Origin of the sequence: Patulibacter sp. (assembly GCF_030655195.1) — a bacterium.
Taxonomy (GTDB): Bacteria; Actinomycetota; Thermoleophilia; order Solirubrobacterales; family Solirubrobacteraceae; genus Patulibacter.
This window is the reverse complement of the sequence record NZ_JAURWA010000187.1, coordinates 1-13955: the sequence shown is the minus strand read 5'-3', so window position 1 is coordinate 13955 and position 13955 is coordinate 1. Positions and strand designations below refer to the sequence as shown.

Below are 13955 nucleotides of genomic sequence, written 5' to 3'. Positions count from 1 at the left end.
CGGGCGGACCGGCCCTTCGCACCCCGGGCGGTCCGGACGGCGCGGCGGGCGCGGGTGAGCGTCCGGGACGCGGCCCGGGCACGGCGGGTCGCGACCGTCGACCGGCTCTTCGCGCGACGCACGGTCGTCGTGCAGGTCGCGCCGACGAGGCGGTCCACGCGCAGGACGTCGACGTTGGGGTTGATCGTCTTCTCGTACGGCACCTTCGACGCGTCGGTCGTCCCGAAGTCCGCCAGGCGGGCCGGCAGGCTGCGGTTGCGGGTCAGACCGACGAGCTTCGTGTGGCCCCACGCGGCCGAGGCCGGGCCCATCGTCGTGGCGCCGCGACGGATCGCCGTCGCGATCTGGTCGACGATGAAGGTGTAGAGCTGGGGGTCGGCCGGGGACGGGGCGACCAGACCGGCGAGGCTCGCCGGGTTCGACAGGATCAGCTCGGCACCCGGGGCGGCGGTGTTCAGCGTCTCCGAGTTGGCGTACCCGCCGGTGCCCGAGTGGGTGTGGGTCGCCGACAGCACGATGCTGCGCTCGGTCAGCCCGAGGTCGGCGACCTTCGCCGCGACCGCCTGCTGCAGGCCCTGGGGCACCGCGAAGTCGGCCATCGAGACGAGCGCCAGGCGACGTCCGTCCTTCTCGAGCACCAGCGCGCTGGTGGTCAGGCGCGTGGAGACGCCCCGGCCGACGCGGTCCGCGCGGGTCCAGCCGCCGAGGAAGTACCCGACCTTCGGCGGTGTGAGGTCCGCGCGGCCGACGCCGGCGCGCAGGGCGCCGGCGGGGACCTTCGCGGGCGGGGCGGGCGGGGCGGCCGTGGCGTAGGACGCCGGCGGCGCCGCCTTCGCCCGCAGGCGCAGCGCGTCGGCGCCGGCGGGGGCGAGGGCCGGGCGCGCCGGGTGCTTCGCGGCCTGGGCCTCCTCGGCGAGCTCCTCGGCCTCGGAGTGCGCGGACGCGGCGGGGGCCCCGGCGAGGAGCAGCAGGGCGACCAGCGGCCCGGCCAGGAGCGCGCGGCCCCTCATGCCCCGACCTCCCGCGCGACGCGCTCGCCCGCCCGCACCGCGCCGTCCATGAACCCGGCCCAGTAGTCGGAGGTCTCGGTGCCGCCCCAGTGGACCACGCCGTGCGGCCGGCGGATCCACGAGCCGTAGCCGCTGAGCGTGCCGGGACCGGGCAGCGCGACCGGCCCCCCGGCGGACCAGGGCTCCCGCGCCCAGTCCAGCTCGAAGTAGTCCTTCGCCTTCAGCGCCTGCGGACCGGTGTAGCGGGCGAACTGCTGCAGCGCCGCGGCCTTGCGCTGGGCGACGGGTCGACCGGCCCAGGTCCGCCAGGCGGCGCCGCCGCAGAAGCCGAAGAGGACGCCGGGGCTGCCCTCGGGCGGGGTGTTGTCGAAGAGGACGCGGCAGGGGCCGCCGTCGTCGACGGCGACCGCCGCGCCGTTCAGCCCGTCCTGGCGCCAGAACGGCGTGTCGTACACCGCCTCGATCTTCATCAGGGCGCCCATCGGCGAGCGCTGCAGCAGCTGGCGGTGCTCCGTCGGCAGGCCCGGCCGGAAGTCGATCGCGGCGGCCAGGGGCGGCGGGACGGCGACGACGACGTGCTTCGCCTTCCAGGTGCCCCCGTCCGAGACGACGGTCGCCGTCCCGTTCGCCTGCTCGATCCGGCGCACCGGGGCGTTCAGCACCACGTCGAGGCCCTGCGCGAGCCCGAAGGAGACGAGCTGGCTGCCGCCGAGGATGCGCGAGTCCTGGGCGCCGTTCTTGCTGCCGAGCATCCGCTCGACGGTCCCGACGTGGTTCTCGTCGCCGGAGTGCGCGACGAACCGCGCGAAGAGCAGCAGCGAGACCTCGTCCATGCTCGCCCCGAAGCTCGGCTCGATCAGGCACTCGACGAGCTGCCGGACGCGGGTGGCGTCGACGACGGCGCCCTTGCTGCGCAACCACGAGGCGATGGTGTCGCTCTCGAGCCGGGACGCGTTCGGGGTGCGGCTGACGTCCTGCAGGTCGACGGACCGCGAGAGCTCGTTGATCGAGCCGAGGATCTCGTTGAGCTGCAGCAGCGACGCGGGCTCCGGCGGGATGTCCCCGGTGTAGCGCTGGACGCGGCCGTCCGCGATGTACGAGTTCTCGCCCTTGAGGTAGGCCTCGTAGATCCCGACGCCGAGCTCCTTGCAGAGCGCGGTGATGCGGGTCTGGGTCGGTCCGACGTACTCGCCGCCGGCCTCGACCGGGCGGCCGGGGGCGACGTCGTGGTTGAGCGTCCGGCCGCCGACGCGGTCGCGGGCCTCGAGGACGACGACGGACCGGCCCTTGGCCGCGAGGCGACGCGCGGCGGTCAGCCCCGAGATCCCGGCGCCGACCACGACGACGTCGACGGACCGTGGTCGCGCGACCTTCTTGCGCTTCGCGGGCCGCTTCTTCTTCGCGGCGTCCGCGTCCGCGGCCCCGAGGACCGCGGCCCCTGCGGCCGCGCCCGCTCCTGCTCCCAGGAGACCGCGACGGGTGAGTGCTCGTTCGGACACGGGGTGCTGCCTCCTCGACGACGTCGGCCGAGCCTACGCGCCGGTAGGTGGACAAGGCAAGGCCGTCTGTCACATCGCGAGGGCATCGGTTCGGCCCGATCGGCGGTGGACACCGCACGCTCCCGTCACCCCCCGTCCGGGTGGACCGCGGAGCGGACCACCCGGATACGGGGGTGCCGGGCGGAGGCGGGACCCCGGCCTGACGTACGATGGAAGGGAAGCCGAACGCCGTCCGCGCTCTCCGGTCCGACGTCCTCGACGTCGATCGGCCATCGCGTCCGGACGTCGTGACCGGCGCCGGAGACCAGCCCGACCGCGCCCGCCCTCCCGAGGAGCCCCGTGACCGCAGAAGAGTCCACCGCCCACCCGCTGAAGGTCGCCGTCGTCGGCGCCGGCCCGGCGGGGTTCTACTCCGCCGCCCAGCTGCTGTCGGGCAAGGCCCTTCAGGGCGACGTGCGGGTCGACCTCTTCGACCGCCTCCCCACGCCCTACGGCCTCGTGCGCTTCGGCGTCGCCCCCGACCACCCGAAGATCAAGACGGTCATCAAGGCCTACGACAAGGTCGCGGTCAAAGACGGCTTCCGCTTCTTCGGCGGCGTCGAGATCGGCGAGCACGTCGAGCACCAGGAGCTCGTGGACCGCTACGACGCCGTGATCTACACCACCGGTGCCTCGCACGACCGGCGGCTCGGGATCCCCGGCGAGGACCTCCCCGGCTCCGTCGCGGCCACCGACTTCGTCGCCTGGTACAACGGCCACCCGGACGCCGCCCACCTCACCTTCGACCTGTCGTCCAAGCGCGCGGTGGTCATCGGCAACGGCAACGTCGCCGTCGACGTCGCCCGCATGCTCGCCCTGACCCCGGACGAGCTGAAGGTCACCGACACCGCCGACCACGCCATCGAGGCGCTCTCCGGCTCCGAGATCGAGGAGATCGTCGTCCTCGGCCGGCGCGGCCTGGCGCAGGCCGCGTTCACCACCCCCGAGCTCCGCGAGCTCGGCGAGCTGGAGGACGCCGACATCATCGTCTCGCCGGAGGACGTCGACCTCGACGAGGGCTCGAGGAACTGGCTGAACCGCGACGGCGCGGACGCCCGCGAGCAGAAGAACGTCACGCTCGCCACGGAGTACTCGACCCGCACCCCGGCGGGCAAGAAGCGGCGCGTGATCCTCCGGTTCCTGGCCTCTCCGGTGAAGATCGTGGGCGACGAGCGGGTCGAGGGCATCGAGATCGTGAAGAACGAGCTGGTCGCCGACGACGACGGCTGGCTGTCGGCCCGCCCGACCTCGGAGACCGAGACGATCGAGTGCGGCATCGTCCTGCGATCCATCGGCTACCGCGGCCGCCCGCTCCCCGGCGTGCCGTTCGACGACCAGCGGGCGACGATCAACAACGTCGACGGCCGCGTCCTCGATCCCGAGACGGCCGAGCCGATCCCGGGCCTCTACACCGCGGGCTGGGTCAAGCGCGGCCCCTCGGGGATCATCGGCACGAACAAGAAGTGCGCGAACGACACGATCGCGCAGCTCGCGGCCGACCACGCGGAGGGCCGGCTGCCGACCCCGCCCAGGCACGACGACGACATCGCCGCGCTCGTGTCCGAGCGCGCGCCCCGGCACGTGGACTACGCCGGGTGGAAGCGGATCGACGAGCACGAGGTCGCGCTCGGCGAGCCGCAGGGCCGCCCGCGCGTGAAGCTCGTCGACGTGGCGGAGATGGAGCGGGTGGCGCACGCCGGCGTCGGCGCCGCGGACTGAGCCCGGTCCGGGCCGACGGGCGCCGCCGGGCGCGCGCCGTCGGCCCCCCTGGTGGTCCCTACTGGTGGTTCTGCATCTTGACGATCTCGAGGATCATCATCTTGCGGCCGCCGCTGTCGCCCTGACGGTGGAGCCGGACGATCGCGCCGCCGTGGACGTGGATCGTCCGCAGCTCGCCCGCGACCATCGTGTAGGTGTGCCCGTTGACGACGAAGTACGGCTTGCCGATGCTGGGGTTGCGGACGTAGACGTAGAGGCCGTGGTGGTTGTGCCGGCGCATGATGACGCCGAGCCGGGCCGCCTTGAAGCTCGGGACCTCGCCACCGTGGGCGTGGAGGTTCTTCGAGTACGTGATGATGTTGCACGGGTCGTGCGTCACGTTGAAGTTGTACGAGATGTTCACGTGGCCGTTCGGACAGAACTGCGCGTCGCCGCTGAGCGAGCTGTTGTTCACGACCCGCAGGTCGACGTCGTTGCCGTCCCTGCTGATGGCGCCGGCCGGGGCTGGGTTCATCGCCAGGCAGGCGAGGATGGTGACGATCGCGGCGGCGATCGTCGAACGGATCTTGCGGGACATCGGGTCTTCTTCCGTGGATGGCGCGCGACCGGAGAGGCCGGTCGGCGGGACCGGTGGTGCCGCGATCGCGGCACCCGGTGGGTCGGACGCCGACGGTAGACGGCGTCCACCCCGAGCGCGAACACCGTCAGCCGAATGTCTAGGCCCTTCCGGCCCCTCTCCACCGACCGTCCACGCGCCCGCGGACGGTCGCCCGATCAGTCGAGCTCGGCGAGCAGGTCGTCGAGGTCGATCTCGGGGCCCATCTCCCCGGCGAGGTGGCCGGCGGCGTCCAGCGGCCACGCCTCGAACGGGCGGTCCCACATCAGCTCGACGTCGTTGCCGTCCGGGTCGCTGACGTAGACGGCCTCGTGCGTGCCGTGGTCGGACCACTGGCGCAGCGGCCAGCCGGCCTGCTGCAGACGGCGGACGGCGTCGGCCAGGCCGGCGCGGCTCGGGTAGACGAGCGCGACGTGGTGCAGCCCCGTCACGCCGTCGGGCTGCGGCCCGCCGCCCGCGGACTTCCAGGTGTTGAAGCCCAGGTGGTGGTGGTAGCCCCCGGCGGAGAGGAAGAGGATGTCGCCCGTCGTCCCCCAGCCGGGGATGCCGCGGGCCTCGTTGACGACGTCGAAGCCCAGGATGTCGACGTAGAACGTCTTGACCCGGTCGATGTCGGACGTCCGCAGGTGGACGTGCCCGACCCGGACGCCCGGGTCGACGGGCCGCGGGGCGGCGGCGACGGGGACGATCGGGCCCTGCGTGCCGCCGGGTGCCTGGACGTGGTGCTCGCCGGCGCTCATGCGTCGCGTCCCTCGCGGACCGTCAGCAGCAGCTCGTTGCCGGACGGATCCAGTGCGCGGACCTCGCCGGTGGCGGCGTCGCGGCGGACCGTGCGGCCCTGGCCCTCCAGCCGACCGACGGCCGCGTCGCGGTCCTCGGCCGTCGGGAAGCCGAAGGTGAAGAAGCGCAGGCCGGCGGTGTCGGCCGGGGGCCGCGGCGCGTCGGGGCCGTTCCACACGTTGAAGGCGATCAGGTGCGGCGTCCAGCCGTCGACCGTCACGTCGGCCATGCCGATGCCGCGCGCGAACATGTGCCGGTCCAGCCCCAGGCCCTCGGCGTAGAAGCGCATCGCGTCGTCGAGGTCGCCCACGTGCAGGTGGACGTGGCCGACGACCGTCTCGCGGGGCAGCGGGCGGTCCAGGCCGCGCTCGGCCGGCAGGTGGCCGAAGACCTCCTCCATGTCGAGGGGGTCGCGGCCCGAGCGACGCACGCCGTCGGCGTCGATGACGGCGTAGTCGTGGTCGCTGTAGTCCAGGCGGCCGACCCGCTCGGGGGTCTCCAGCGCCAGCTCGATCCCGTTGCCGTCGGGGTCGTCGAGGTACGTCGTCTTCGTGAACGTGTGGTCCGTGGGGCTGTTGGGCCAGCGGATCGTGAACAGCCGCGCCATCACCCGCGCGAACTCCTCGTCGCTGGGCAGGTGCAGGGCCAGGTGGTAGAGCCCGGTCCGCCGGCGCGCGACGATGCCGCCGACCCCGGGGTGCAGCACGACGAGCTCGCGGTCGCCGACCCCCATCCGCAGCTCGTGCGCGTCGGGGTCCAGCAGCTCGAGACCGAGGACGTCCCGCCAGAACGCCAGGGCGCGCTCGCGGTCGGTGACCGCCAGGTGGACGGCGCCCAGTCCGGGGCGGCCGGGCGGCAGGCCGGGGAGCGGCCGGTCGGCGGCGGTGGAGGTGGTCGGGTCGGTCATGGCGTCCTCGGTGTCGTGGCCCCGGCGCGGCCCGGAGAGCCGTGCGGGGCCTCCAGCGTAGCGCGAAGTAGTTGCGCGACCAAATACTTTGGCCGCACGGACCCGCCGGGCGGCGGAGCGGCCGACGGTGCCGGGCGACGGCGGCCCCGGGCGACGGCCCGTCGGCCCTGGCGGACCCCGACCGGCAGCGGCTACCGTCCGTGGCATGACCTCCGAACCCGCGCCCTTCCCCGGCGGCGCCGGCACCGACGAGCCCAACGAGGCCTCCGTCGTCCGGGCGTTCCTGGCGTCGCTCGAGCTCCTCGACGTCCAGCGCGCCCTGAGCCACGTGGCCGACGACATCGCCTACTCGAACGTGTCGCTGCCGACGATCCACGGCCGACGGGCGCTCGAGCGGGCCCTGACGGGGTTCGCGCGCGTCGCCACCTCGTTCGAGGCCGTGAACCACCGGATCGCCGCGGACGGCCCGGTGGTCCTGACGGAGCGGACCGACGTGCTGCAGGCCGGCCGGCTGCGGGTGTCGTTCTGGGTCTGCGGGACCTTCGAGGTCCACGACGGCCGGATCACGCTCTGGCGCGACTACTTCGACTGGGCGAACGTCACCGGCGGCCTGCTGCGCGGCCTGGTCGGCGTCGCGATCCCGGCGGTCCGGGCGGGGGCACCGAGCCCCCGCTAGGACCGCCCGCCTAGGCGGCGTCGACGGCGTCGAGCGCCGCGTTGAACGTCTTCGACGGGCGCATCGCCGCGTCGGCCTTCTCGCGGTCGACGTGGAAGTACCCGCCGAGCTCCACCGCGGGGCCCTGCGCGTCGGCGAGCTCCTGGACGATCGCGTCCTCGCCGTCCTCCAGGCGCTTGGCCAGCGGCCCGAAGAGGGCGGCCAGCTCGGCGTCGTCCTGCTGGCCCGCGATCGCCTGGGCCCAGTAGAGCGCCAGGTAGAAGTGCGAGCCGCGGTTGTCGAGCTCGCCGACCTTGCGCGACGGGGAGCGGCCCTCGTCGAGGAACTTCCCGACGGCCTGGTCGAGCGTGCGGCCGAGGACGCCGGCGCGCGGGTTGTCGGTCTTGTCGCTCAGGAACTCGAGCGAGACCGCCAGCGCGAGGAACTCGCCGAGGGAGTCCCAGCGCAGGTGACCCTCCTTCTGGAACTGCTGGACGTGCTTCGGGGCCGAGCCGCCGGCACCGGTCTCGAACAGGCCGCCGCCCTGCATCAGCGGGACGATCGAGAGCATCTTGGCGCTCGTGCCCAGCTCGAGGATCGGGAAGAGGTCGGTCAGGTAGTCGCGCAGCACGTTGCCGGTGACCGAGATCGTGTCCTCGCCCTTCTTGGCGCGGGCCAGCGTGTAGGTGGTCGCCTCGGCGACGTCCTTGATCTCGATCGTCAGGCCCTCGGTGTCGTGCGACTCGAGGTAGGGCCGGACCTTCTTCAGGACCTCGGCGTCGTGGGCGCGCTCCTCGTCGAGCCAGAAGACGGCCGGGGAGCCGGTGGCCCGCGCGCGCTCGACGGCCAGGCGGACCCAGTCCTCGATCGGGGCGTCCTTCGTCTGGCAGGCGCGGAAGATGTCGCCGGCCTCGACGGTCTGCTCGAGCAGCGCGGTGCCGGAGGAGTCGACGACGCGGACGGTGCCCGCCGTCTCGATCTCGAACGTCTTGTCGTGCGAGCCGTACTCCTCGGCCTTCTGCGCCATCAGGCCGACGTTCGGCGTCGTGCCCATCGTCGCCGGGTCGAAGGCGCCGTTCTCGCGGCAGAAATCGACGGTCTCGGCGTAGAGCGGCGCGTAGGAGCTGTCCGGGATCACGAACTTCGTGTCCTGCAGCGCGTCGTCCTTGTCCCACATCTGGCCGGAGGTGCGGATCGCGGCCGGCATCGACGCGTCGATGATCACGTCGGACGGGACGTGCAGGTTGGTGATGCCGCGACCCGAGTCGACCATGGCGAGGTCGGGGCCGGACTCGTAGGTCGCGGTGATCGCGGCCTCGATCTCGGCCTTCTTCTCGGCGGGCAGCTTCTCCAGCGCGGTGAGCACGGACGCGAGGCCGTCGCTCGGGTCCGCGCCGACGCCGGCGAGATCCTCGCCGTGCTTCGCGAAGACGTCGGCGAAGTAGGCGCGCACCCCGTGGCCGAAGATGATCGGGTCGGAGACCTTCATCATCGTCGCCTTCATGTGCAGCGAGAAGAGGACGCCCTGCTGCGCGGCGTCGGCGACCTGCTCCTTCAGGAACGCGTCCAGCGCGGCGCGCCGCATGACGGCGGCGTCGACGATCTCGCCCTTCAGGACCTTCGTCGACGCCTTCAGGACGGTCGTGGTGCCGTCGGCGGCGACGTGCTCGATCCGCAGGTCGTCGTCCTGCGCGAGCGTCGTGGACGTCTCGGAGTGGCGGAAGTCGCCCTCGTCCATCGTGGCGACGTGCGACTTCGTGTCGCTCGACCAGGCGCCCATGGAGTGCGGGTGCTTCTGCGCGAAGCGCTTGACCGAGGCGGGGGCACGACGGTCGGAGTTGCCCTCGCGCAGGACCGGGTTGACGGCGGAGCCCTTGACGTTGTCGTACGCGGCGCGGGCGGCCTTCTCGTCGTCCGTCGACGGGTTCTCGGGGTAGTCCGGGATCGCGAAGCCCTGGCCCTGCAGCTCCTTGATCGCGGTCTTCAGCTGCGGGATCGACGCCGAGACGTTCGGCAGCTTGATGATGTTGGCCTCGGGCGTCTTGGCCAGCTCGCCGAGCTCGGCGAGGGCGTCGGGGACGCGCTGCTCCTCCGGGAGGAGGTCCGGGAACTGCGCGAGGATGCGGCCGGCCAGCGAGATGTCGCGCGTCTCGACCGCGACGCCGGCCTTGCCGGCGAACGCCTCGACGATCGGGAGCAGCGAGTGCGTCGCGAGGGCGGGAGCCTCGTCGGTGTAGGTGTAGATGACCTTCATGGGGGGCATGGCGCCTGCTTCGCTCGTGGTCGGACCTGCGTGCGGTGCCGCTCGACCGCCCGTCGGGGGTCGGCGATCGCCGCTCGCGCGCGCGGAGCTCCGTCCGGGCGGTCGGTCCCACGGTATCTCCTGACGTCCCGGGCCCGCAGGCCGAGGACGGGGCCGCCCGCGACGCGCGGGCCCGGTTCGGAGGCCGGTCGGCGCACGGCGCCGCGAATCGTGTTCGCCGCGCCGGGGGAAACGATCACGGACATACGTCGTATCCCGCTGGGCACCCGGAGGACAAAGGCCGACGATCTGTCCACGACGACGTGCACGGCGCAGACGGTGGTCCCGATGACCTCCCCCCACCGCCGCACGACAGGGGAAGACGGACCTCCATGACCACCGATGCACCGAGCCACGCCGCGGGCCCCGCCGCCCCTGCCGACCCGGGGCCGACCGACGCCCCGTCGCGGCGCGCGATCGAGGTGCCCCTGGCGCTGACCCCGCTCAGCGAGGGGGACGTGCGCGTGCACGTCAGCCCGGTCTCGAACCTGGCCCAGCTCGACGCGATCACCGCGACGATGCGCAGCTTCCGGCAGGTCGAGGACGTCGCCGTCGGCGCGGTGGCCGGCGAGGTCGTGCAGCTGCGCGTCCGGCTGCGGGAGCCGCTGGCCTTCGCCGGCCAGCTCCGGACCCGCCTCGGGAGCGCCGTCGTCTCGGTCACCGCCGCCGCCGACCGGCTCGTCGTCGCACTGGACCCGACCCGCACCTGGTTCCCGGACGGCCCGCTCGTCGACGCTCCCACGGCCCCGGGCGGCGCCCCGATCCGCGCGGTCTCGCCACTGGTCGCGGCCCCGGGGCCGACCCGGACCGACGCGTCCCCGGGCCCCGCCGCCGCACCCGCCGGGCGCCGTGCGACCGACGTCGTCGTCCCCGGACCGATCCGCGCGTCGCGGGCGCTCGAGGACCGGGCCATGCCGTCGGACCGTGCGAGCACCCCGGTGCGCCAGGCCCCGCCCCGCCCGGCCCCCGCAACCGCCCCCGCGGCCACGCGGACCCCGCGGGCCGCCGACGGGCGGCCGCGCACCGACCTCGCCGCCGACGTGCTCGCGCGGAACGTGCTCGACGCGATCCCGGACACCTCCGTCCTCGTGCTCGACGAGAGCATGCACTTCCGGGCCGTCGCCGGCACGGCGCTGGCCAAGGCGGGGTTCCCGCGCGACGTGCTGCTGGGCAGGCACGCGCACGAGGCGCTGCCGGTCCTGCCGTGGGACGTCGTCGAGCCGGCCTGCCGCGCGGCCCTGCGGGGCGACGCCTCGGCGCTGGAGTTCGAGACGCTCGACCGCTCGGGCGTCTTCGAGGCCACGGTGTCCCCCGTCCGCGACGTGTCCAACGGCACCGGCGCGGTCCTCGTCCTGCGCGACGTGACGACGCGCCGACGGGACGCCGCGGTGATCGCCGACGCCGACGAGATGTTCGAGCTGTCCTTCGCCCGCGCCCCGATCGGCAAGGCGATCGTCGCCCCCGACGGCCGGTTCCTCAAGGTCAACGACGCGTTCTGCCGTCTGCTCGGCCATCCCGAGGAGGCGCTGCTGGAGGGCGACTTCCGCCACCTCACCCACCCCGAGGACCTCGACACGGACGAGGCGCTGCTCGCCGAGACGCTCGAGGGGCTCCGCGACGGCTACGTCCTCGAGAAGCGCTACCTGCACGCCGAGGGCCGCGTCGTCCACGCGCAGCTCTCCGTCGCCCTGGTGCGCGAGTCCGACGGGACGCCGCGCTGGTTCGTCGCCCAGGTGATCGACATGACCGCTCGCCGGCAGCTCGAGGACGAGCTGCGGACCGGGACCGAGAACGACGGCCTGACCGGTCTCTGGAACCGCTCGCGCCTGCACGTCGAGCTGGCCCTGCGGGCACGCGAGTCGCAGCGCTACGGCGTCGGCGCGTCGCTCCTGGCCATCGACCTCGACGAGTTCGCCTTGGTCGAGGAGACGCTCGGCCGGGCCCGGGGCGACGCGTTCCTGCGCACGGTCGCGGGGGCGATCCGCTCGACGGTCCGCGACTGCGACCACTGCGCGCACCCCGGCGAGGACGAGTTCGTCGTCCTCCTCCCCCACACCCGGCTGACGGGCGCGTCGATCGTGGCCGACCGGATCGCGGAGGCCCTGACGACGTGCGACGCGCCGGGCCTCCCCCCGGGCTTCCTGCGCGCCAGCATCGGCGTGGCGGAGCTCGTCCCCGGGATGAGCGCCGAGCGCTGGCTGCACCACGCGACCGAGGCCCGTCGGCAGGCCCGCCGCGCCGGCGGCGGCCGAGCCGTGATGGGCACCGGCCCCGACGCCGACGTGCCGGCCCCGACGCCCGCGGGCTGAGGGACCGGTCGGCGCGGAGCCGCCCGGGAACGACGAAGGCCCCGCCGGAGCGGAGCCTTCGTACCAGAGCCCTCTTGGGGATTCGAACCCCAGACCCCTTCCTTACCATGGAAGTGCTCTACCACTGAGCTAAGAGGGCGTGGTCGAGCAAGAGTAGCGAGAAGGACGCGACCGCGCGCGCCGATCCCGTGCCCGTGGACGGGTGGCCCGGTCCCCGCCTCAGCGGACGAGGCCGAGGAACTCCGCCCGGGTCCGCGCGTCGTCGCGCAGGAGGCCCCGCAGCGCCGAGGTCACGGTGCGGCTGCCCGACTTGCGGACGCCGCGGACGACCATGCAGAGGTGCTCGGCCTCGAGCACCACGCCGACGCCCTTGGGCTGCAGCGAGTCGGTCAGCCAGTCGGCGACCTGGGTCGTCAGTCGCTCCTGGACCTGCAGGTCGCGCGCGAAGGTGTCCACGACGCGGGCGAGCTTCGACAGGCCGACGATCCGCTCGCCGGGCAGGTAGGCGACGTGCGCGACCCCGTGGAACGGCAGCAGGTGGTGCTCGCAGAGCGACCAGAACGGGATGTCCTTGACGACGACGAGCTCGTCGTAGCCGCCGTCGTTCTCGAACGTGGTCGCGGTGAACGGCTCGGGGGAGAGCATCTCCGCCCAGGCCTTCGCGACGCGGCGCGGGGTGTCGGCGGTGCCGGGCGCGTCGGGCGCCTGGCCGAGCGCGACGAGCAGGTCGCGTGTGGCGGCCTCGACGCCGGCCTCGTCGATGCGGCGGCGTTCGATCCCGGTCCGCGCGGTGGCGACGCGGTCCTGCGCGGGATCGGCGTCGGTGGGCGCGTCGGAGTCCGTCATCGGCCCGCACAGGCTACCCCCCCCTGCCCGACCGGGCCCGTGCCCGTGGACGGCGGTCCGTCCGCGCGCCCCCGGGGGCCGACACGGGCGGCCACGTCGCGCCCCACGCCGGGGCACGGCGGCCTCGCCCGGTCTCCGCCGCCGACCACGGGCAGGGCGTCCACCCGGATGGGTGGTGGGCGCCGCGACGGGGTACCGTGCCGCGAGAGAGCCGCCCGGCCCGCCTGGGGCCGGGGGCCGAGCACGACGAGAGGGCAGCACGTGAGCGGACTTGGAGGCACGTCGACCGGTGAGATCGATGCTTCGATCGACGAGGTCTGGGCGACCCTGACGGCGATCGAGACGATCGACCAGTGGCAGGACGGCATCGTCGGCGCCGAGCCGCTCGAGCGCGACGCCGACGGGCAGGTCGCCCTCGCGAAGATCACGGCCGACGTCAAGGTCAAGGAGCTGAGCGTCGTCACGCGCTTCTCCCGCCAGGCGCCGACGAAGCTGAGCTGGAAGGTCGAGAAGGGCGACGTCAAGAAGCTCGACGGCTCCTGGACCCTCGAGGACCTCGGCGGCGGCCGCACCCGCGCGACCTACGAGATCGAGGTCGACCCGGGCCGCATGCTCGCGATGCTCGTCCGCGGTCCCGTGGAGGAGAAGATCCGCCAGCGCCTCGTCAGCACGCGCCCGGCCGAGCTGGCGGCACAGGTCGCCAAGGAGCGCGGCTGAGCCGCCCGGACCGTCCCCGCCGACCGGGCGGGGACGGTCGCCCGCCCGGCCCCGGCCGGGCGCCGTCCGTCAGCCGATCCTCACGAGGTCGACGACGAAGATCAGCGTGCTGTTCGGCGGGACCCCCGCGCCGTCGCTGTCGCCGTAGCCCAGGCGCGGGGGGACGACGACGAGACGACGGCTGCCGGGCGTCATCCCGCGGACGCCGCGGACGAACCCCTTGACGAGCACCTTCTCGTCCAACGGCAGCGACGCGGGCGCCGTGCCGGCCTTCCACGTCGAGTCCACGACCTTGCTGCTCCCGCCCCACCGGACGAGCGAGTACCGCAGCTGCACCGTGTCGCCGGTCCGGGCCTTCGCGCCCCCGCAACGGACGACGTCGTCCGTGACGAGCCGCCGCGGCCTCCTCCCCGACGGCGACGTGACCTTCGGGGCCTTCGTCAGGTCGGTCCCGGCGCGCCGCACCAGGCGCTTGACCGCGGCCTTGGCCGACCCGGCGCCCGCGGCCCTGGGGGCCGGCGCACGGCACCCGGCGGCGAGCGCCGGAGCGGCGCCG

At 74.0% G+C, this 13955-nt stretch carries 12 protein-coding genes and 1 tRNA gene; 4 read left to right on the top strand and 9 right to left on the bottom strand.

All coding sequences use genetic code 11. The annotated features are described in order from the left end of the window. On the bottom strand, positions 1-1010 hold a 1010-nt coding region (locus Q7T67_RS20130), incomplete at its 3' end, for a neutral/alkaline non-lysosomal ceramidase N-terminal domain-containing protein (RefSeq protein WP_304794190.1). Next, positions 1007-2509, bottom strand: a complete 1503-nt coding sequence (locus Q7T67_RS20125) for an FAD-dependent oxidoreductase (RefSeq protein WP_304794187.1) — start codon at positions 2507-2509, stop codon at positions 1007-1009. The genes Q7T67_RS20130 and Q7T67_RS20125, both read right to left, overlap by 4 nt. A gap of 339 nt (positions 2510-2848) precedes the next feature. Between Q7T67_RS20125 and Q7T67_RS20120 the strand changes: the two genes are divergently transcribed. After that, entirely contained in the window at positions 2849-4267 is a 1419-nt protein-coding gene (locus tag Q7T67_RS20120; RefSeq protein WP_304794184.1) for an FAD-dependent oxidoreductase, read from the top strand. A 58-nt stretch (positions 4268-4325) separates the two neighbouring features. On the opposite strand, the gene Q7T67_RS20115 is transcribed toward Q7T67_RS20120, so the two are convergent. From Q7T67_RS20115 to Q7T67_RS20105, 3 genes are all read right to left on the bottom strand, one after another. Beyond that, complete coding sequence (locus tag Q7T67_RS20115) at positions 4326-4844, bottom strand: hypothetical protein (protein ID WP_304794181.1); 519 nt, start codon at positions 4842-4844, stop codon at positions 4326-4328. A 197-nt stretch (positions 4845-5041) separates the two neighbouring features. Then, positions 5042-5623, bottom strand: a complete 582-nt coding sequence (locus Q7T67_RS20110) for a VOC family protein (RefSeq protein WP_304794178.1) — start codon at positions 5621-5623, stop codon at positions 5042-5044. Further along, positions 5620-6570: a VOC family protein gene (locus Q7T67_RS20105; protein WP_304794175.1), complete on the bottom strand. Its 951-nt coding sequence runs from the start codon at positions 6568-6570 to the stop codon at positions 5620-5622. Before Q7T67_RS20105 ends, Q7T67_RS20110 begins: the two co-directional genes overlap by 4 nt. A gap of 205 nt (positions 6571-6775) precedes the next feature. Here Q7T67_RS20105 and Q7T67_RS20100 point away from each other — a divergent pair, with 205 nt between their 5' ends. Then, positions 6776-7246 (top strand): limonene-1,2-epoxide hydrolase family protein, encoded by a 471-nt coding sequence (locus Q7T67_RS20100; RefSeq protein WP_304794172.1) that lies wholly within the window; start codon positions 6776-6778, stop codon positions 7244-7246. A gap of 10 nt (positions 7247-7256) precedes the next feature. Here Q7T67_RS20100 and Q7T67_RS20095 read toward each other — a convergent pair whose 3' ends face one another. Further along, the gene (locus Q7T67_RS20095) at positions 7257-9479 is read right to left on the bottom strand and encodes an NADP-dependent isocitrate dehydrogenase (RefSeq protein WP_370695431.1); all 2223 of its coding nucleotides are present in this window, start codon (positions 9477-9479) and stop codon (positions 7257-7259) included. A gap of 380 nt (positions 9480-9859) precedes the next feature. On the opposite strand from Q7T67_RS20095, the gene Q7T67_RS20090 reads away from it, so the two are divergent. Further along, on the top strand, positions 9860-11836 hold the full coding sequence (locus Q7T67_RS20090) for a sensor domain-containing diguanylate cyclase (RefSeq protein ID WP_304794167.1): 1977 nt from the start codon (positions 9860-9862) through the stop codon (positions 11834-11836). 67 nt (positions 11837-11903) lie between these two features. Here Q7T67_RS20090 and Q7T67_RS20085 read toward each other — a convergent pair. Together Q7T67_RS20085 and folE are read right to left on the bottom strand one after the other, a co-directional pair. Next, positions 11904-11975 (bottom strand) — tRNA-Thr (locus tag Q7T67_RS20085). An 80-nt stretch (positions 11976-12055) separates the two neighbouring features. Further along, entirely contained in the window at positions 12056-12682 is a 627-nt protein-coding gene (gene folE, locus Q7T67_RS20080; RefSeq protein ID WP_304794164.1) for a GTP cyclohydrolase I FolE, read from the bottom strand. 261 nt (positions 12683-12943) lie between these two features. On the opposite strand from folE, the gene Q7T67_RS20075 reads away from it, so the two are divergent. Beyond that, complete coding sequence (locus Q7T67_RS20075; protein ID WP_304794161.1) at positions 12944-13399, top strand: type II toxin-antitoxin system RatA family toxin; 456 nt, start codon at positions 12944-12946, stop codon at positions 13397-13399. Between the two features lie 69 nt (positions 13400-13468). On the opposite strand, the gene Q7T67_RS20070 is transcribed toward Q7T67_RS20075, so the two are convergent. Beyond that, a partial coding sequence (locus Q7T67_RS20070; RefSeq protein WP_304794159.1) for an FKBP-type peptidyl-prolyl cis-trans isomerase occupies positions 13469-13955 on the bottom strand: 487 nt, incomplete at its 5' end.

What these genes read in the sequence shown, in the direction of transcription:
- Q7T67_RS20090 (WP_304794167.1), top strand. Translation starts at nt 9,860, where the DNA reads ATGACCACCGATGCACCGAGCCACGCCGCGGGCCCCGCCGCCCCTGCC.
- Q7T67_RS20115 (WP_304794181.1), bottom strand. Translation starts at nt 4,844, where the DNA reads ATGTCCCGCAAGATCCGTTCGACGATCGCCGCCGCGATCGTCACCATC.
- Q7T67_RS20095 (WP_370695431.1), bottom strand. Translation starts at nt 9,479, where the DNA reads ATGAAGGTCATCTACACCTACACCGACGAGGCTCCCGCCCTCGCGACG.
- folE (WP_304794164.1), bottom strand. Translation starts at nt 12,682, where the DNA reads ATGACGGACTCCGACGCGCCCACCGACGCCGATCCCGCGCAGGACCGC.
- Q7T67_RS20105 (WP_304794175.1), bottom strand. Translation starts at nt 6,570, where the DNA reads ATGACCGACCCGACCACCTCCACCGCCGCCGACCGGCCGCTCCCCGGC.
- Q7T67_RS20110 (WP_304794178.1), bottom strand. Translation starts at nt 5,623, where the DNA reads ATGAGCGCCGGCGAGCACCACGTCCAGGCACCCGGCGGCACGCAGGGC.
- Q7T67_RS20100 (WP_304794172.1), top strand. Translation starts at nt 6,776, where the DNA reads ATGACCTCCGAACCCGCGCCCTTCCCCGGCGGCGCCGGCACCGACGAG.